The organism is Acinetobacter ihumii, assembly GCF_900625095.1.
Taxonomy (GTDB): Bacteria; Pseudomonadota; Gammaproteobacteria; order Pseudomonadales; family Moraxellaceae; genus Acinetobacter; species Acinetobacter ihumii.
In genome coordinates, this window is record NZ_LR130760.1 from 393,585 (window position 1) to 411,747 (window position 18,163).

The following is an 18,163-nucleotide window of genomic DNA, read 5'->3' on the forward strand; positions in this document are numbered from 1 at the left end:
TATCATACTGAATTGTTGTATAGGCTTAAGTGCAGTTTAGGACACTGAACTATCAGTTAAGGACAGTTTGTTGCGCATTGTTAAACAAACCGACATTTCTCATGGCATAAAAAAACGCCCCATTCGGAGCGTTTTTTCACTATAAAGTGATTATGCAGTTACTTTCGCAACAACACCAGCACCTACAGTACGACCACCTTCACGGATCGCAAAACGTAGACCTGGGTCCATTGCGATTGGGTGGATCAATTCTACTGACATTTCTACATTGTCACCTGGCATTACCATTTCTACGCCTTCTTTCAACTGGATCGCACCAGTTACGTCAGTTGTACGGAAATAGAATTGTGGACGGTAACCATTTAGGAATGGAGTATGACGACCACCTTCTTCTTTAGAAAGTACGTATACTTCTGCGTCAAATTTAGTGTGTGGCTTGATCGCACCTGGTTTAGTCAATACTTGACCACGTTGTACGTCTTCACGCTTTGTACCACGAAGAAGAACACCACAGTTCTCGCCCGCACGACCTTCGTCAAGCAATTTACGGAACATTTCAACGCCAGTTACTGTCGTAGTTTGTGTATCACGGATACCCACGATTTCAACTGATTCACCAACTTTCACAATACCTGATTCTACACGGCCAGTTACTACTGTACCACGACCAGAAATTGAGAATACGTCTTCGATTGGCATCAAGAATGCTTTGTCAATTGCACGCTCTGGCTCTGGGATATAAGAGTCAAGTGCAGCAACTAGATCAAGAACTGATTTCTCGCCGTATTCGCCAGCATCGCCTTCCAACGCTTTAAGCGCAGAACCACGGATCACTGGAGTGTCGTCGCCTGGGAAGTCATAAGTAGATAGAAGTTCACGAACTTCCATTTCAACAAGCTCAAGAAGCTCTTCGTCGTCAACTAGGTCGCATTTGTTTAAGAATACGATGATGTAAGGTACACCAACCTGACGTGAAAGAAGGATGTGTTCACGAGTTTGTGGCATTGGACCATCAGTCGCAGCACATACAAGGATCGCGCCGTCCATCTGAGCAGCACCAGTAATCATGTTTTTAACATAATCGGCGTGACCCGGGCAATCTACGTGTGCGTAGTGACGAATTGGAGAATCGTATTCTACGTGTGAAGTATTAATGGTAATACCACGTGCTTTTTCTTCAGGAGCTGAGTCGATTTGTGAGTAATCTTTCGCTTCACCGCCGTAAGTTTTCGCACAGATTGTTGCGATAGCAGCAGTAAGAGTTGTTTTACCATGGTCAACGTGACCAATTGTGCCCACGTTTACGTGTGGTTTATTACGTTCAAACTTAGCCTTAGCCATGAGTTTTTCCTTTATAAACTGCTCATGAGGGTCGCTCATGAGCGCTTGGTTTTTTAACTAAAAATTAGTTTGGGCTTATAGTAATCGAAAGATTACTCGTCGTCACCTTTTTTACCGCCTGACTGGAATTTAGCGATGATGCCTTCTGCCACGTTACGTGGAGTTTCAGCATATTTAGCAAATTCCATTGAGTATGTTGCACGACCTTGAGACATAGAACGCATTTGAGTCGCGTAACCAAACATCTCAGCCAATGGAACTTCTGCTTTAATTGCTTTTGTTCCACCAGGAAGATCGTCCATACCCTGAACCATACCACGACGACGGTTTAAGTCACCCATGATATCGCCCATGTAGTCTTCTGGAGTTTCTACTTCAACTTTCATGATTGGCTCAAGAAGAACAGGGTCTGCTTTCATGAAACCATCACGGAAGGCATAAGAACCTGCCATTTTGAACGATAATTCGTCAGAGTCGACATCATGGTAAGAACCGTCGAACAATGTCGCTTTGATACCCACAACAGGGTAACCAGCCAAGACACCATTCTTCATACGTTCTTGAATACCTTTATCAACTGCACCAAAGAATTCTTTAGGTACTACACCACCTACAACTTCTTCAGCGAATTCGTATTCTTTACCAGATTCATCAACATCAAGCGGTTCAAGACGGACATAGACGTGACCGAATTTACCTTTACCACCTGTTTGGCGTACGAACTTACCTTCTTGTTCAATCGACTTTTTGATCGTTTCACGGTAAGCAACCATTGGTTTACCAATGTTCGCTTCAACACCGAATTCACGCTTCATACGGTCAACAATAATGTCAAGGTGAAGCTCACCCATACCCGCAATAATCGTTTGACCAGATTCTTCATCTGTACGAACACGGAACGATGGATCTTCTTTCGCCAAACGACCTAAAGCAATTGACATTTTTTCTTGGTCAGCTTTAGTTTTTGGTTCAACAGCCAATGAAATTACTGGCTCTGGGAATTCCATACGCTCAAGGGTAATGATGTTTTTCTCATCACACAATGTATCGCCAGTAGTTACGTCTTTAAGACCTACACACGCTGCGATATCACCTGCACGGATTTCATCAAGATCTTGACGTTCGTTCGCATGCATTTGCACGATACGACCAATACGTTCACGCTTAGACTTCACAGGGTTATATACTGGGTCACCTTGTTTAAGAACACCAGAATAGACACGTACGAAAGTCAAGTTACCTACGAATTTGTCGTTCATGATTTTGAACGCAAGCGCAGAGAACGGTGCTTCGTCAGATGCTTCACGAGATGCTTTAGTTTCAGCTTTGTCGTCAAGAATACCTTCGATTGCTTTTACTTCTGTCGGAGACGGAAGGAATTCAATCACAGCATCCAACATACGTTGAACACCTTTGTTCTTGAACGCAGAACCACAAAGCATCACTTGAATTTCAGATGCCAATGTACGCGCACGAAGACCAGCGATGATGTCTTCTTTAGAAAGATCACCCTCTTCTAGGTATTTGTCCATCAAGTCTTCAGAAGCTTCAGCAGCTGCTTCAACCATGTTGGTACGCCATTCGTTTGCAGTATCAACAAGATCAGCAGGGATTTCGCCGTATTCAAACTTCATACCTTGAGAAGCTTCATCCCAGATGATTGCTTTCATTTCGATCAGGTCAACAACACCTTGGAACGTATCTTCTGCACCAATTGGCACAACGATAGGCACAGGATTACCGCCCAAACGGGTTTTTACTTGTTCAACTGCACGGAAGAAGTTGGCACCAGTACGGTCCATCTTGTTCACAAATGCCAAACGAGGCACTTTATATTTGTTCGCTTGACGCCATACAGTCTCAGACTGAGGTTGTACACCACCAACTGCACAGTAAACCATGCACGCACCATCAAGAACACGCATAGAACGTTCAACTTCGATGGTGAAGTCTACGTGTCCCGGGGTATCAATCACGTTGATACGATGTTGCTCAAATTGGTTACCCATGCCAGACCAGAAACAAGTGGTTGCAGCAGAAGTAATGGTAATACCACGCTCTTGCTCTTGTTCCATCCAGTCCATTGTTGCTGCACCGTCGTGTACTTCACCAATTTTGTGAGATACACCTGTGTAGAACAAAATACGTTCAGTTGTTGTAGTTTTACCTGCATCAATGTGAGCAGAAATACCGATGTTACGGTAACGAGTAATCGGGGTTTGACGAGCCATGATGACTTACATTCCTAAATATGATGTTTAAAACAGGACGCACCAATATGAAATTGATGCGCGCGAATACTCACGGTGGGGCAACTTAAATACCCGCAAATCCCCCGCTAGGGTAAAGTGCGATGTTAAATCGAGATGCAGTACGCATGAATATTCTCCTGATAAGGGACTGTTTTATCCGCTTAGAAACGGTAATGAGAGAAGGCTTTGTTCGCTTCAGCCATACGGTGCACGTCTTCACGTTTTTTAATTGCAGCACCTTTGCCTTCAGCTGCATCAAGCAACTCGCCAGCAAGACGTAAAGCCATAGTTTTTTCAGAACGCTTTGCAGCAGCATCTACTAACCAACGCATTGCTAGGGCAGTACGACGGGATGGGCGTACTTCCATAGGTACTTGATAAGTAGCACCACCAACACGGCGTGCTTTTACTTCGACCATAGGACGAACTTTTTCAAGCGTAGCTTCAAAAAATTCAACTGGATCTACTTTGTTTTTTTCTTGAACACGTTCTAAAGCACCGTAAACGATACCTTCTGCGACAGATTTTTTACCATCTTGCATAACGTGGTTCATGAATTTAGCGATTGTTTGGCTGCTAAATTTTGGATCTGGAAGGATCTCACGAGCAGCGACTACGCGACGTCTTGGCATTTTAAACTACCTATAAATATGACACTTCAGGGTGATCCAGCAGATTGTGCAAGTGTCATGCACGCTACGCTGGCCTTACTATACGTCGCTTGAATTTCAAATCTTTTAAGAATTCAAACAAGCGAAACGCTAAAGGATTGCAGCTTTGAACGGCTAAGAATTATTTCTTAGGACGTTTCGCACCGTATTTAGAACGAGACTGGTTACGATCTTTCACACCAGCACAGTCTAAAGAACCACGAACGGTATGGTAACGTACACCTGGTAAGTCTTTAACACGACCACCACGGATAAGAACAACACTGTGCTCTTGTAGGTTATGACCTTCACCACCGATGTAGCTAGATACTTCAAAACCAGAAGTCAAGCGAACACGGCAAACCTTACGCATTGCTGAGTTAGGTTTTTTAGGGGTAGTGGTATAAACACGTGTACATACACCACGACGTTGTGGACAAGCCTTCAACGCAGGAACTTTGGATTTTTCAACCAAAGTTGTGCGACCCTTACGGATCAACTGATTTGTTGTTGCCATATGGCAATTCTCCCGTTAATAAAAAACCTCAAAAAGAAAACACCTCTTTTTGAGGGCATACAATTGTAAGCCAAGATATAAAAATGGTCAACATTGGCAGTAGGTGCAAATGTTGACCATTTCTTGCATTGCTATGCTTTTTATTCAACAGCACGCTAGCAGATTTTGTTTAAATTTTGATGACAACACTCGTTCAGTTTATTCAGCTTTAGGCTTGGTGGTACGTTTACGCTTTGGTTTTTCAGGTGCAACTTCGGCTTCTTCAGATTGCAAGGCGGGTGCTGGCTCTGATTTTTCAGTCAATGCAGGTTGCTGTTCGGTTTGTTCATGCGGCTCAACGTATTGTTCAGCCAGTGAATGAATGCCCTGCTCTACTTTTTCTGTCGAATCCTGTTGCGTTTTTGCAGTGCGTGGTTTTCTTGGCTTTACGGTCACTTTGGCAATGCCATCAGAACTCACTGGAACGTTGATTTCCTGCTTTAAACTTTGGGTAGGTTCAGTTAGATCAGAACTTTCTGATGTCTTTTCTGCTGCCTTTGAAGCTGCAAGTAAAGTTTTCGGTTGCCCAATTTGTTTTTCCAAAGCCAGATAGGCATTTAAAGGAGATAACTGTTCATCTGGATGCTCAAGCAGATAGTGACGTGCTCCACCAAAAATCGCTTGCGCTTTTTGACCGGCATCTTCAACCAAACGCCAGCTATAAATCGCACTGACTGTTGCACCAGCAATCGGGGTCAATTTACCAATCAAGGACACTTTAGAGAAATGATTTAACCATGGGTATTTAAATTGCCCCTGCTCATCCAACAGCCATTGTTTTAGGACATCTGCATCATTAGAAGAACCTAATAACTGCTGGAACTGCGACAAATTATGTGTTTCAAGCATGTTTTTTAAGGTTTTTATCCCCAAAAGCAAAGTCTGCTTTTCAGCAACTAAACTTAAATCCACTTCTTTAAAGATAAACTCGACAAGATCTTGTTCTTGTTGCTGGTTTAATTCAAACCCGTGTGACCGCCCTGTCTGGTAAATTGTACGTAATGCCAAGGCAATCGAAAAAGGGACATCAACCGCAGCCCCGAATACCCCTGTCGCACCACTTAAAGCACCCTGCGCGATGGCAAATAATTTATTTTGTTCAATCAGTGCCTGACTAATACGCTGCGAACGGTCTGGATTGGCTTTCAGTTCTTCTAAGCTTCTTGCACCCGCTTCATCGAGTACTTTTTCAACCGAACTCAGTTGTTCTGTAAAGTCATTCAGACGTGTAAATAAATAATCAGAAATTTTTTCGTTAATATCTGGAGTTAAAAAACTGGCAACGCTATAAACACGATTATAGTTACGACCTAAAAGCTGCTGTGATACTTTAGGTAAATGTTGACGCATCATTTGTTGTGGGCTATCAAATTTTTCAACTTCCAAAGGATTTTTTACTCGCGCACTGCCCTCAATCGTTTGTGTTGCATCCACGACGGTATTTATTTTGGCCACTGTACCAGGTGCAACGTGACCCAGAGCATTCAAACCACTCGAACTGAGCTTTTTAGCCACTCCAAAGGCAGTCGATAGCAAACTTTGCGATTGATTATTATTAGAATTTGTCATTCATTACCTCTATGTTTTGATTATTGCGTTTAGTTATAAATACTAGGTGTAGTGTGGACTTATCTCAACTTTAATCTGTTTCATTTGGTAAAGCATTGTCTTAAAACACCGTCATTTCATGCCACTTGTGTCTTTATGAAATGCGCATAAGATTTGCCATAAGAATTGAAAATGCTTTCTGGTATGATGATGCTAATGTCAAACAATGAGTGATACGACTTCTTGGCTTTAAACTCTCCTATTATCAAAATGTCAAATTTCGGTCAACTCAAAACCATTACCATATAAGGGATCTGTAGATGAAACGTGTTGTAATCACTGGCATGGGAATCAATTCATGCATCGGTAACTCTCTAGAAGAAGTCACTCATTCACTGCAAAATGGAATCTCTGGAACACGTTTTAATCCAGCCTATGCTGAACTTAATTTTAAAAGCCATGTCAGTGCAGCAGCAGAACAAAATTTTGACCATATTGATCGTAAAATTAAACGTTTCATGGGCGTATGTGCCATGTACGCTTACAATGCAGCAGTTGATGCCGTACAACATGCTGGCTTACAAGTTGAAGACTTGGCGGGTAATCCTCGTTATGGGATTGCAGGCGGTAGCGGCGGCAACTCAACGCATTCTGTAGTTGAAATGGTCGAATTACTCGAAGAAAAAGGTGCACGTAAAATTGGCCCGTTCTTTGTACCACGTAATATGAGTAATACCATTACGGCAAACGTGGGTGTGGCATTCAAATTACAAGGTGTTGCACACTCAATTACCAGCGCATGTGCAACGTCTGCTGATGCAATTGGTTATGCATTTAACCTGATTCAATTGGGCAAGCAGGATTTAATGCTTGCCGGTGGCGGCGAAGAAGATCACTGGTCACAAAGTTTATTGTTTGATGCCATGGGTGCCTTGTGTTCAAAATACAACGACACCCCTGGAACCGCTTCACGTCCTTATTCTGCTGACCGCGATGGTTTTGTAATTGCGGGCGGTGGCGGTTTCGTGGTGCTTGAATCACTTGAACATGCTCAAGCACGTGGTGCAAACATCCTTGCTGAAGTTGTGGCTTACGCTGCAAACTCGGACGGTGCAGATATGGTTGCGCCAAGTGGTGAAGGTGCAACACGTTGTATCTTGATGGCACTAGATGAAGCCAAACAACATGGTGTAGATAAAATCGACTATGTCAACACACATGGTACTTCAACACCAGCAGGTGACGTGACTGAGCTTAAAGCCATGGAACGCGCATTTGGTGAAGGTCAAGTCCCAGCGATCAGCTCAACCAAGTCGATGACAGGTCACAGCTTGGGTGCCGCTGGCGTACAAGAAGCGATTTACTCTGTTCTGATGATGCAAAATGACTTTATTGCGCCTAACATTAATGTGACTGAATTGGATGAAGGTGCTAAAGGTTTTGATATCGTACTTGAAAAACGTGATGCAAAATTGAATACTGTCATGAGTAACAGTTTTGGTTTTGGCGGTGTAAATGCCTGCCTTATTTTCAAAAAGTGGGATGCCTAATATCCCACTGGGGATAATCAATGGATGCACCTTCTGATGCTTTCCTCTGGGTAAAAGCATTACATATTATTGCAGTCGTGTGTTGGTTCGCGGCATTGTTCTATTTGCCACGACTTTATGTCTATCACGCCATGAGCGAAGATGCGATCAGTCATCAACGCTTTGAAGTGATGGAGCGAAAGTTGTATCGCGGAATTATGTGGCCATCTATGATCGCCACATTAATTACTGCCCACTTTTTAGTGGATTGGGGCGATGCGACACAGCACTACCATCAGGCACTGTGGTTTTATCTTAAAGTTGCTTTGGTCGCCCTATTGGTGATTTACCATTTTGTGTGTGGTTATTACCGCAAAAAACTGATTGGCAATGCTCATTATAAATCACACAAATTCTGGCGTTTTTTTAATGAAATGCCAACCTTGATTTTATTTGCTGTGGTGATCTTGGTGGTGGTTAAACCACAGTTTTAACACAGATATTCACCCTCTAAAGCCTCAGTCAATCTGAGGCTTTTTTGTGATCCATTTCTGCCGAATGATATGATTTAACGGCGCAGAATAATATTTTTCAATGAGCCAACTCAGGACAAATGTCCCGAAGAAAAAGATTACCAACAACATCATTTTCTGATCAGCAAAAGTCGTTTTAGGAAAATAGATAACTTTAATTAACCCCAAAACAATGAGATGAAATAAATACATTTCATAACTGCGTCGCCCTACCCAGATCATCATTTTTGAAAGAATAGAAAGATGATGCGCTTGCGATTGTTGAACAAAACAAAATATCAGCCCTGCACTAAATAATGCAAAGAGACTGATACTCCATGTACTCACCTCTTTAATTGGCGCATAGACATACAAACAGATCATCAACAATATCAAAACAGGTACGATCCATTTGGTGTGAGCCAGTTGTATCGAAAATTTCTGAGCGAATAAAGCCGTCAAACAACCGAGCGCAATCCCATCAAAACTAGAAAAATAATGATAAAGATATGCCCCACTTTCTCCACCAAAATGTAGCGAACGAAAATACGGCGCATACGCAATAATTAATAGCAGAAATACCACAAAGGCTTTTCCTCTCGCCAGTGCAAAGCATAGCAATGGAAATGCCAGATAAAACACTTCTTCGACTGAAAGTGACCAAAGTACACCCAAGGCATAATTCACCCAGCCATATTCAATAATCAGGATATTCATCCAGAAGCTAAAAGCAGCAAAAATGGTGAGTCCATAAGACACTTCAATGCCATTCGGAGCTTGATTCAAAAAGGGTTGTAGCCCAAAGCAACCCAATATCGTGACCATTGCAACCAAAAGTATCAAACAAGGCATAATTCTTGCGACACGGCGAATATAGAAATCTTTAAGCTGAATCTGAGCAAGGCTACCATGCCTTCGCAAAGTATGCTGGGTAATTAAAAAGCCTGAAATCACAAAAAACATCGTTACACCATAATTGCCATTTCGAGCAATGAGTGTGCTTAAAGGCTCCCCAAAAACAGAAACACCTAACCATGTATCGTGCAATTTATAAGGAATATTAAAATGATGCAGCAGCACCAGAACAATGGAAACACCTCTTAGGATGTCAATTTTATCATTTCGCATAAGTTTTAAATTTGTTCAGCCAAACGAGTTATCCATTTGGTCTAGCTAAAGATATATTAAGAGATTTGGTTTTATTGCGCTGAATAGATCACAAAGCCAAGTGCTTGTGCCTGAGCCAATTGTTTTTGGTCAATATTAAAAATTGCAATTTTTCCATCTGGCGCACCGCAGACTTGAGGTCGCATCATGCCATCATGCCCCACAGATTCAGTATAAATATGGATGTGTTGAACTTCTAACTGTTGCTTGAGTTCCGAGATATTCAAAGCTTGCTGTTCACATTGTTTGCCTTGTAGTGATTTAGCCACCTGTATTTGCTTAGAAGAATCAGCATGTGGAAATGTATGGCAAGCCACCAAACCTGATATTAGCACAGCACTTAGGGTTAATTGTTTTAGCATCCCAGCTCCATCATAGTCATGACTTATTATTGTATCTCATCATAAAAGAGTGTCTGGTATCATGCTGTTCAGGTTTGGTATCAATTGATGGATCTATTTTTTCATCAATATATCCAGCAGTTGACTAAAACGTTTAATTTTATATTTGGGTGCCGCCAAGTCTAATTCTTGTTCAGAGCCATAACCATACTCGACCGCGACGGTTTCAATGCCATGACGACGTGCACCTAAAATATCATGTTCACGATCCCCGACCATTAAGCACTCAGCAGGGTTTAATTGCTCTTGTTCCAAAATATAAGCAATCAAATCGCCTTTATTGGTACGCTCACCTGTGAGTTCACTTCCATAGGGATGAGTAAAGTATTTGAGTAAATCGAAATGTTCCAAGATACGTATCGCATACACATGCGGTTTTGCAGTGGCCAAATACAGCTGATAACCTTGATTTTTAAGTGTATTCAAAGTATCTACCACATCGGGATACAATTCATTTTCAAATAAACCTGTGACTGAAAAACGTTCACGATATCCTAACAATGCCTGTTCTGCCAGATCATGATTTGCATCAACATTCATCATTTTAGCGAGTGAGGCTTTTAAAGGCGGCCCAATGATCCAGTCAATATTGTCATGATCCGCAATTGGAAAACCCACTTTGTTTAAACCATAACGCGCTGAGGTGGTGATTCCCACTTTGGGATCAGTTAGAGTTCCATCCAGATCAATTAGAATATTTTTTACTACGCTCACAAATTACACTCAAATCACATATGGGTTAAAATGAATCAAAGTACTCCCTGAAATAGGGTCGAGTCTTTGCTCAAACTTGCCTATACTAACGCATATTGAACATTTTAAGGATAATAACTGTGCGCCCAACCGTACTTTGTTTCTCTGGTCTTGATCCGTCTGGCGGTGCTGGGTTACAAGCCGATATTGAAGCCATTGGGCAAAGCGGTGCACATGCTGCTATCGCGTGCACAGCTCTGACCATTCAAAACTCACAACAAGTTTTTGGTTTTGAAGCCACCTCAAAAGAACTATTACTTGCCCAAGCCAATGCGGTTGTTCATGATTTGCCCATTCGTTGTGTTAAATCAGGCATGTTAGGAACCACCGACAATATTGCGGCACTTGCACAGTTTTTACGTGAGCATCCCGACTATCAATATGTGCTTGACCCTGTATTGGTTGCCAATAGCGGAGGCTCTTTAGGTGACCAAGCGACACTGGTTCAAGCATTTGTTGAACTCATTCCACTTGCGACAGTTTTGACACCGAATACAGTTGAATTACGTGCTTTAACAAGCCTTGATGACTTAGACGCAGCAACTCAAAAGTTATTTGAAATGGGTGCAAACGCGGTTTTAGTCAAAGGTGGTCATGAAGCAACCCCTGATTTCATTCGTAATCAACTGTATGTTCAGGGGGAACTGATTGCCGAAAGCACTTGTCCACGCCTTGAAGGTGAATATCATGGTTCAGGCTGTTCGTTAGCGAGTTATATCGCAGGTCGTCTAGCACTTGGAGATGATTTAAAAATTGCAGTTCAGCATGCCGAAGTCTGGCTGTTTGGCGTATTAAAAAATGCAGAAACACCAGTTCCGAATGGGCAAAAAATTCCAAAGCGGTTTTGAGTTTAGATCACCCAAGCAAGAAAATAGTAAATTTCTTGCCTTAGGGTAACTGCCCCACCATCTGATGCGACCAAAGTGAAAGTGCATCTAATACAGGTTTAAAAGAGTTGCCAAAATCTGTTAATGCATAAACCACTTTAATCGGTGGTCTGTCACCATAAACCGTTCTGGAAATAAAGCCATCTTTTTCCAACTGTTTAAGCTGAATACTCAAAGTCATTTCAGTAATCGTCGGCATTAATTGTTTTAGTTCACTAAAACGTTTTTCTTCGTCTTGCAAATAATAAAGAATCACGCCTTTCCATCGACCACCAATCAAATCCATAGCCATACTAATCGGACATGGATAGTTTTTTCCATTAAAAGTGACTTCACAATTATTCGTTGGTTCAAACATAAATGTCTCAGCTATCTATTCTGATAGTTATTGTACTCCTCCAACATACCACTAAAATAATTTTAGTCACTATCATTTTTATAGCTTAAATTAAGGTAACCTATATGTCTCTTGTGATCCTCGCTCATCCCAATTTTCATCAATCCATTGCAAACAAAGTAATTATTCAACAACTTACCCAGCACGACCCTGATATTGAAATTCGAAACATTCATCAGTTGTATCCAGACTACAAAATTGACATTGCAGCGGCGCAAGCTGCATTACTACGTCATGATTTGATCATCCTGCAATATCCTATGTATTGGTTTAATATGCCTGCCATTCTTAAAGTCTGGTTTGATGAGGTTTTTAGTTATCAGTTTGCTTATGGCTCTGAAGGTGACAAACTTAAATATAAACAATTACTTATTAGTATGACCGTTGGTCAAGCTGAACAAAATTATATTCAGCCTAATGGAATACATTTAGTTGATCAATTTTTGCAATCCATTCGGTATTCAGCCGAATATACACAAATGCAATATCAGCAGCCGCATATTTTATATGAGGTTTCTCTTGTCTCAGGCTTCAGTCCCAAAATGATAGAGCACAGAGCTCAAACTCATGGACAGGCACTTATTCAAGTCATTCAAAATATTGTGAGATAAAACAAAAAAAACAGCGCAATATTTTTATATGCGCTGTTTTGTTCAGATCATTGAGTTATTGCGGAATACGCAATACCTGACCTGGATAAATATCATCTGCATTTTTCAAAAGTGGTTTGTTGGCTTCAAAAATTTTATTGTACTGGTTTGGATCACCATAATATTCTTTTGAAATTTTCGATAAGTTATCGCCAGATTTCACCGTATAAAATTTACTTTCAGGTTCTGGTGTTTCAACCGTCATTTGATCATCCACTTTTGCAACATGATCAATATTGCCCACAGCCAATACAATTTTTTCTTTGTCTGCCTGACTTTTTACTTTACCCTGAATCGTCGCTAAATCTGAAGTGCTGTTATAGTTGACCACTAAGCCCTCAACAGGCAGACCTAAGCTTTTAATGTGTGCTAAAAGCTGATTTGCGATTTCTTGAGCGGTGGGTTCAGCAGGGGTTGCGGCTGGTTGTTCTGTTTTTGCCTGATTCTTCTTACCAATACCTTTTACAAAATCAAAAAGACCCATGATTGTCTCCTATAATGATTATTTTGATCATGAAATAAATGTAAAGCCCTTATAGTTATACTGAAAAAATAACTGAGTTAGGGTGTCTGTTCGCTTTAATCAGGTAACAATATGTAACTTATTGGATCATTTTCTTATTTTTGCTTCCTGTTCTCTCGAGGCGTTCTTGTCACAGCTATAAAAAAACCACCTTGCGGTGGCTTTTATCAACACTGATTCATTAACCCAATTTTTTGGTTACATAATCAATAGCTGATTGAACAGTTGTAATTTCGTTAGAATCTTCATCAGGAATCGTGATGTCGAAGTCATTTTCGAAAGACATTACAAGTTCAACTAGATCAAGAGAGTCAGCACCCAAATCATCCATAAAAGATGCTTCGTTTTTGATCTCTTCAACTTTCATACCAAGTTGTTCTGCGACTGCTTGCTTAACACGTTGTTCGATATCGCTCACAGGAATTCTCCTCATTGCTTGTGGCGTTTTTAATTGCCGTTAGTTTAATTGAATATTGAATATTTTAAAAGTTTATCCATCAGCCTTAAGCCATGTATAAACCACCATTTACATGTAATACCGTACCAGTAATGTAACTTGCTTGATCTGAAGCGAGGAAACTTACTGCATTTGCGATATCTTGTGGCTCGCCAAGACGACCTAGCGCAACCTGATCACTCATTTTTTTGCGAAGATCTTCGCTTAAGCTCTCTGTCATTTCAGTTGCAATAAAACCAGGTGCAACACTGTTTACCGTAATCTGGCGACTTCCCATTTCCTTGGCAAGGCTGCGGCTAAATGCCTCGATACCTGCTTTAGCCGCTGAGTAGTTGGCTTGACCCGGATTGGCAAAATGTGCAACCACTGAACTGACATTGATAATACGTCCAAAACGGGCTTTGGTCATGCCTTTTAACACACGTTTTGATAACCGATAAACCGCTTTTAAATGAATATTTAAAATGTCGTCCCAGTCATCTTCAGACATACGTAGTAACAGATTGTCACGAGTGATGCCTGCATTGTTGACCAATACCAACACTGGACCATAATTTTGTTCAATGTTTGAAACAACGGCTTCGATTTGATCCAGATGACGAACATCCAATACTAAACTTACACCCTGCTCACCAAACTGCTCTGATAATTTTTGAGCACCCGATTCGCTCGTTGCTGTCCCAACGACAAAAAAACCGTCTTGAATAAGTTGCTGTGCAATTGCCGCGCCAATACCACGGCTCGCACCTGTCACTAAAGCAACTTTACGTTGTTGTGTCATGCAATTTTTCCTTCCGCCACTAAAACTGCGTTTAGAGCATCTTCCATACGACTTTTGCTATCAATTGCAAATGCCTTTTCTATATTTGGCAAACGTTTCGCAAGGTTGCTCAGTACTGTACCCGGACCGCACTCAACCACATACTGAATCCCTTGATCCTGCAAATATTGCATGGTGCGTGTCCATTGTACTGATTGATACAATTGAGCCGTAAGTGCCTGACGTAATTGCGCAACATCGGTCGCGATTGCCGCGTTGACATTTTGTATTACAGGTATATGCGGTAGCTCAATGGCAGTTTGTTCCAACGCAATCGCAAATTGTTCTGCCGCAGGTTTCATGAGTGAACAATGTGACGGTACTGACACAGGCAGGGCAATCGCTTTACCTGATTGTTCTTTGGCAAGTGCCATGACTTCATTCACCAATGCAGTAGAACCTGCAATCACCACTTGACCTTGCGCATTATAATTTGCGGCTTCAACCGAACCTTGTCCAGATGCAGATACGCTTTGGCATAACTCAACCACTTTTTCATCAGCTAGACCTAAGATTGCAGCCATCGCACCCTGACCTTGTGGAACAGCACTTTGCATCAACTTACCGCGCAAATTGACCAATTTCACCGCATCAGCAAGGCTCAATGCTTGTGCTGCAACCAATGCACTATATTCACCCAATGAATGTCCAGCCAAGTATTTTGGAGCGATCCCACCTAAATCCAGCCAAACACGCCACAAGGCAATACTGGCAGTGAGCAAGACAGGCTGGGTATTTTCAGTCTGATCTAATCCTTCACCACTTTGTGCAATGTGCCATAAGTCAAAACCAAGTGCATCTGACGCTTCAGCAAAGGTCTGTTGCACACCACTAAACTGTTCAGCAAGTTCAGCAAGCATGCCGACTTTTTGTGATCCTTGACCCGGAAACAAAAATGCAGTTTTGGTTGCTTGAGCCACTTGCTCAAGTCGCTTAGCAGACATATAAAAATCCTTTATTTCGTCTTAGCTCGTTTACGAGGCAGAAATTTAACACTTATTCGATCGCTTGATAATTGCGAAAAGCAACAAAAAAAGGGAGCTTTCGCTCCCATTTTTTCTACACTTAAGCATCACGCTTTCATGCAAATTCACTCAATTATTCAGCATCAGCTGCTTTAGCGAACAATTGACGACCACGGTAAAAACCATCTTTAGTCACGTGGTGACGACGATGAGTTTCACCTGTAGTTTGGTCTACAGTTAATGCATTCTCGGTTAAAGCGTCATGTGAACGGCGCATGTCACGGCGAGAGCGACTTTTACGGTTTTGCTGAACGGCCATGATGGCTCCTTACAAAGATCGAAAAAATGGATCAGAACAAATTCAGTTGTCTTAACTCAACATAATAACACAAATTGTGCTATGAATTAAGTTTGCCTTTCAAACTTGCCAAAACATCAAACGGATTATCACGTTTTTCTTCGACAACGTCCTCAACGGCTGGTTGATGCTTATGCTCACAAGACACATGCTTAGGAGACAGCGGCATCAACAATAACAGTTCATCTTCTATGAGTGACAGTAAATCAACAGTCGACGGGGTGGCAAAATCACCCTTTGTTGAAGATTCACTTTCGCCCAAGACGATGAAATCAGCATCCTCATCCAAGCGCTCTATCAGTGACTCATCATCGACCAGTGCTAAATGGAAATCTGAAACAAGAGCAATTTCCACGGGCTCCAGACAACGCTGACATTCCAATGGAACTTTTGTTTCAACATGACCATCAAACCACACAACGCGATGATACGCATCCATTGATAGCTTACAGTCTATAGAGATCAATTGCTTATCAATTGATCCAACAGCTTCACGAGCAATACGAGCAAAGCGAGACAATGGCAGTGTTCCTGACCATGTAAAGCCTTGTTCAGCCCATTTAAACGGCTCAATCTGTGCCGGAAAGGTATTTGCTGACATAAGAGGGTCTGTTGACAGTTCAAATATAGTTGCGACAGTGGATAATTTTTAGAGGATACAAGGCACGAATTGCGTAATTTAGCCTTCTAAATGAGCAATACGTAACGCAGTAGCGTCAAAAAATGTCCCTGTCCCTACGGGTTGCTAGTAAAATTGCCCTAACCATCGTCATGAAACTTGTCAAGGGAATCGCCATTAACTACGTTTCATTCCTCGTCTATGACAATTTTACTTTGCAACGCAAGTTACATTTGAACTGTCAGCAGACCCTGTGGGCGGCAATTCTACAAATTCATCGGTACTCTGTCAAAGATTAAGATACAATTTTGTACTAATTTAGACAGAACTCATGGTAACACAGCAATGCACCTGTTGCAGCCGCAACCTGAAGTAACAACTTCATTACTTGTTAGCACCCATTCAACCCTTCACTCTGCCCTGTTGTCTGATACAGTGCAACTCTCACCATGGCAAAGCCTACAAACAGAACATGATCAGGTTGAGTGGCTTATTTTACACTTTAATCACTGGTTTTCCCACCAAAATGTGACACTAGTCAAAGGTGAGATTGAACCAGAATATTTCCCTGCACAAAATCAAGAACCTGCAAAAATCCAGTTTGCGCATGGTTTTTTCAATAGTGCCTTACATGAAATTAGTCACTGGAGTATTGCTGGTAAAAAACGCCGTTTATTGCCCGATTTAGGCTATTGGTACGCACCTGATGGTCGAACGCTTGAACAACAACGTCTTTTTGAACAAGTCGAAATTAAACCTCAAGCAATAGAATGGCTATTTGCAACTGCATTTGGTCGAAAATTTCGTGTTTCTTTAGATAATTTAACGGGTGACGGGGGAGATGGAGCATTGTTTAAAGATCATGTCTTTATGCAAGTACAACGCTATTTTTCAGGTGAAACCAAGTTACCACAGGATGCCGCGTATTTTATTCAATGTATTTGTTTATGCACTCGTGATGGTAGAGCTTTAGAAATTGATGAATTCAACCGTGCCTTCCTCGATTAAAGCTGTATTTAATTACATAACCGCAACTTCTCATCACCGATTTTAGCGATTCAATGTGATTAAATAGATGATGTAATTGAATAAAAGTGACACTTTACAACAATAACATTTTTCTTAGGAGGATCAAGACATGTTGCATTTGCATATTCACCCAGAAAATCCGCAAGCCCGATTAATTACTCAGGCAGTTGAACGTATTCGAGCAGGCGATGTTGTGATCTATCCAACCGATGCAGCCTATGCAATTGGTTGTCAAATTGGCAATAAAAGTGCGATGGATCGTATTGCACAAATTCGTGGACTCGGTCCTAAGCATCAATATGCAATTATGTGTTGTGATTTATCCGATATTGCAACCTATGCCAAAGTCGACAATGCCATGTACCGTTTACTCAAAGCCAATACCCCTTCTATTACCACTTATATTCTACCTGCCACCAGTGAAGTTCCTAAACGTTTGATGCATCCCAAAAAGAAAACCATTGGGCTACGTATTCCCACCAATCCGATTTGTCAGGCATTATTACAAGAGCTTGGTGAGCCGATTTTGACCAGTACTCTCATTTTACCCGGTCAGGAAGATCCATTAGATGATCCTTATGACATTGAAAATCAATTGGCGAAACGAGTTGATGTATTCATTGATGGTGGATTTGGCACCTTGACCACCACCAGTATCGTCGATTTATCAGGAGACAATCCTGAAGTGGTTCGTCATGGTGCTGGAGATGTCAGTGCGTTTGAATAACGCACTGGACAATAGACGACTA

The 18,163-nt window shown here is 41.5% G+C and carries 21 protein-coding genes; 6 read left to right on the forward strand and 15 right to left on the reverse strand.

The features are described 5' to 3' along the window. Positions 1-150: 150 nt before the first annotated feature. From tuf to E0D95_RS01795, 5 genes are all read right to left on the reverse strand, one after another. The gene (tuf, locus tag E0D95_RS01775) at positions 151-1,341 is read right to left on the reverse strand and encodes an elongation factor Tu (RefSeq protein WP_004991043.1); all 1,191 of its coding nucleotides are present in this window, start codon (positions 1,339-1,341) and stop codon (positions 151-153) included. Between the two features lie 92 nt (positions 1,342-1,433). Further along, positions 1,434-3,572, reverse strand: coding sequence for an elongation factor G (fusA, locus tag E0D95_RS01780; protein WP_130802265.1), 2,139 nt, complete (start codon positions 3,570-3,572; stop codon positions 1,434-1,436). A 182-nt stretch (positions 3,573-3,754) separates the two neighbouring features. Further along, a complete protein-coding gene (gene rpsG, locus E0D95_RS01785; RefSeq protein ID WP_004750610.1) occupies positions 3,755-4,225 on the reverse strand; it encodes a 30S ribosomal protein S7 in 471 nt (156 codons plus the stop codon). A gap of 160 nt (positions 4,226-4,385) precedes the next feature. Next, positions 4,386-4,760: a 30S ribosomal protein S12 gene (gene rpsL / locus E0D95_RS01790; RefSeq protein WP_000246374.1), complete on the reverse strand. Its 375-nt coding sequence runs from the start codon at positions 4,758-4,760 to the stop codon at positions 4,386-4,388. Positions 4,761-4,958: 198 nt separating this feature from the next. After that, a complete protein-coding gene (locus tag E0D95_RS01795; protein WP_130802266.1) occupies positions 4,959-6,368 on the reverse strand; it encodes an EcsC family protein in 1,410 nt (469 codons plus the stop codon). Between the two features lie 299 nt (positions 6,369-6,667). On the opposite strand from E0D95_RS01795, the gene E0D95_RS01800 reads away from it, so the two are divergent. Together E0D95_RS01800 and hemJ are read left to right on the forward strand one after the other, a co-directional pair. Then, complete coding sequence (locus E0D95_RS01800) at positions 6,668-7,897, forward strand: beta-ketoacyl synthase N-terminal-like domain-containing protein (protein ID WP_130802267.1); 1,230 nt, start codon at positions 6,668-6,670, stop codon at positions 7,895-7,897. 20 nt (positions 7,898-7,917) lie between these two features. After that, entirely contained in the window at positions 7,918-8,370 is a 453-nt protein-coding gene (gene hemJ / locus E0D95_RS01805) for a protoporphyrinogen oxidase HemJ (protein ID WP_130802268.1), read from the forward strand. Between the two features lie 24 nt (positions 8,371-8,394). Here the strand turns inward: hemJ and E0D95_RS01810 are convergent, their stop codons facing one another. From E0D95_RS01810 to E0D95_RS01820, 3 genes are all read right to left on the reverse strand, one after another. Beyond that, positions 8,395-9,516, reverse strand: coding sequence for an acyltransferase family protein (locus E0D95_RS01810; RefSeq protein WP_130802269.1), 1,122 nt, complete (start codon positions 9,514-9,516; stop codon positions 8,395-8,397). Positions 9,517-9,587: 71 nt separating this feature from the next. After that, positions 9,588-9,917: a hypothetical protein gene (locus tag E0D95_RS01815; RefSeq protein ID WP_130802270.1), complete on the reverse strand. Its 330-nt coding sequence runs from the start codon at positions 9,915-9,917 to the stop codon at positions 9,588-9,590. A gap of 93 nt (positions 9,918-10,010) precedes the next feature. Next, positions 10,011-10,670, reverse strand: a complete 660-nt coding sequence (locus tag E0D95_RS01820) for an HAD-IA family hydrolase (RefSeq protein WP_130802271.1) — start codon at positions 10,668-10,670, stop codon at positions 10,011-10,013. A 119-nt stretch (positions 10,671-10,789) separates the two neighbouring features. On the opposite strand from E0D95_RS01820, the gene E0D95_RS01825 reads away from it, so the two are divergent. Beyond that, positions 10,790-11,557 carry a hydroxymethylpyrimidine/phosphomethylpyrimidine kinase gene (locus E0D95_RS01825; protein ID WP_130802272.1) on the forward strand — a complete coding sequence of 256 codons (768 nt, stop codon included), beginning with the start codon at positions 10,790-10,792 and terminating at the stop codon, positions 11,555-11,557. Positions 11,558-11,597: 40 nt separating this feature from the next. Here the strand turns inward: E0D95_RS01825 and E0D95_RS01830 are convergent, their stop codons facing one another. Beyond that, positions 11,598-11,954 (reverse strand): winged helix-turn-helix transcriptional regulator, encoded by a 357-nt coding sequence (locus tag E0D95_RS01830; RefSeq protein WP_130802273.1) that lies wholly within the window; start codon positions 11,952-11,954, stop codon positions 11,598-11,600. Between the two features lie 104 nt (positions 11,955-12,058). Here E0D95_RS01830 and E0D95_RS01835 point away from each other — a divergent pair, with 104 nt between their 5' ends. Further along, complete coding sequence (locus E0D95_RS01835; RefSeq protein ID WP_130802274.1) at positions 12,059-12,604, forward strand: NAD(P)H-dependent oxidoreductase; 546 nt, start codon at positions 12,059-12,061, stop codon at positions 12,602-12,604. Between the two features lie 55 nt (positions 12,605-12,659). Here the strand turns inward: E0D95_RS01835 and lysM are convergent, their stop codons facing one another. The 6 genes from lysM to E0D95_RS01865 form a co-directional block, all read right to left on the reverse strand. Continuing rightward, positions 12,660-13,127, reverse strand: coding sequence for a peptidoglycan-binding protein LysM (gene lysM, locus E0D95_RS01840; RefSeq protein WP_130802275.1), 468 nt, complete (start codon positions 13,125-13,127; stop codon positions 12,660-12,662). 220 nt (positions 13,128-13,347) lie between these two features. Continuing rightward, a complete protein-coding gene (gene acpP, locus E0D95_RS01845) occupies positions 13,348-13,584 on the reverse strand; it encodes an acyl carrier protein (RefSeq protein WP_004991077.1) in 237 nt (78 codons plus the stop codon). Positions 13,585-13,669: 85 nt separating this feature from the next. Then, positions 13,670-14,404 carry a 3-oxoacyl-ACP reductase FabG gene (fabG, locus tag E0D95_RS01850; RefSeq protein ID WP_130802276.1) on the reverse strand — a complete coding sequence of 245 codons (735 nt, stop codon included), beginning with the start codon at positions 14,402-14,404 and terminating at the stop codon, positions 13,670-13,672. Next, on the reverse strand, positions 14,401-15,387 hold the full coding sequence (fabD, locus tag E0D95_RS01855; protein WP_130802277.1) for an ACP S-malonyltransferase: 987 nt from the start codon (positions 15,385-15,387) through the stop codon (positions 14,401-14,403). The genes fabG and fabD overlap by 4 nt, the downstream gene beginning before the upstream one ends. A gap of 154 nt (positions 15,388-15,541) precedes the next feature. Next, the gene (gene rpmF / locus E0D95_RS01860; protein WP_004723964.1) at positions 15,542-15,727 is read right to left on the reverse strand and encodes a 50S ribosomal protein L32; all 186 of its coding nucleotides are present in this window, start codon (positions 15,725-15,727) and stop codon (positions 15,542-15,544) included. Positions 15,728-15,806: 79 nt separating this feature from the next. Further along, positions 15,807-16,367: a YceD family protein gene (locus tag E0D95_RS01865; RefSeq protein ID WP_130802278.1), complete on the reverse strand. Its 561-nt coding sequence runs from the start codon at positions 16,365-16,367 to the stop codon at positions 15,807-15,809. A 363-nt stretch (positions 16,368-16,730) separates the two neighbouring features. Here E0D95_RS01865 and E0D95_RS01870 point away from each other — a divergent pair, with 363 nt between their 5' ends. Continuing rightward, a complete protein-coding gene (locus E0D95_RS01870) occupies positions 16,731-17,393 on the forward strand; it encodes an elongation factor P hydroxylase (protein WP_130802279.1) in 663 nt (220 codons plus the stop codon). Between the two features lie 130 nt (positions 17,394-17,523). Continuing rightward, positions 17,524-18,141 carry an L-threonylcarbamoyladenylate synthase gene (locus E0D95_RS01875; protein ID WP_130802280.1) on the forward strand — a complete coding sequence of 206 codons (618 nt, stop codon included), beginning with the start codon at positions 17,524-17,526 and terminating at the stop codon, positions 18,139-18,141. The last annotated feature ends 22 nt before the right edge of the window (positions 18,142-18,163 follow it).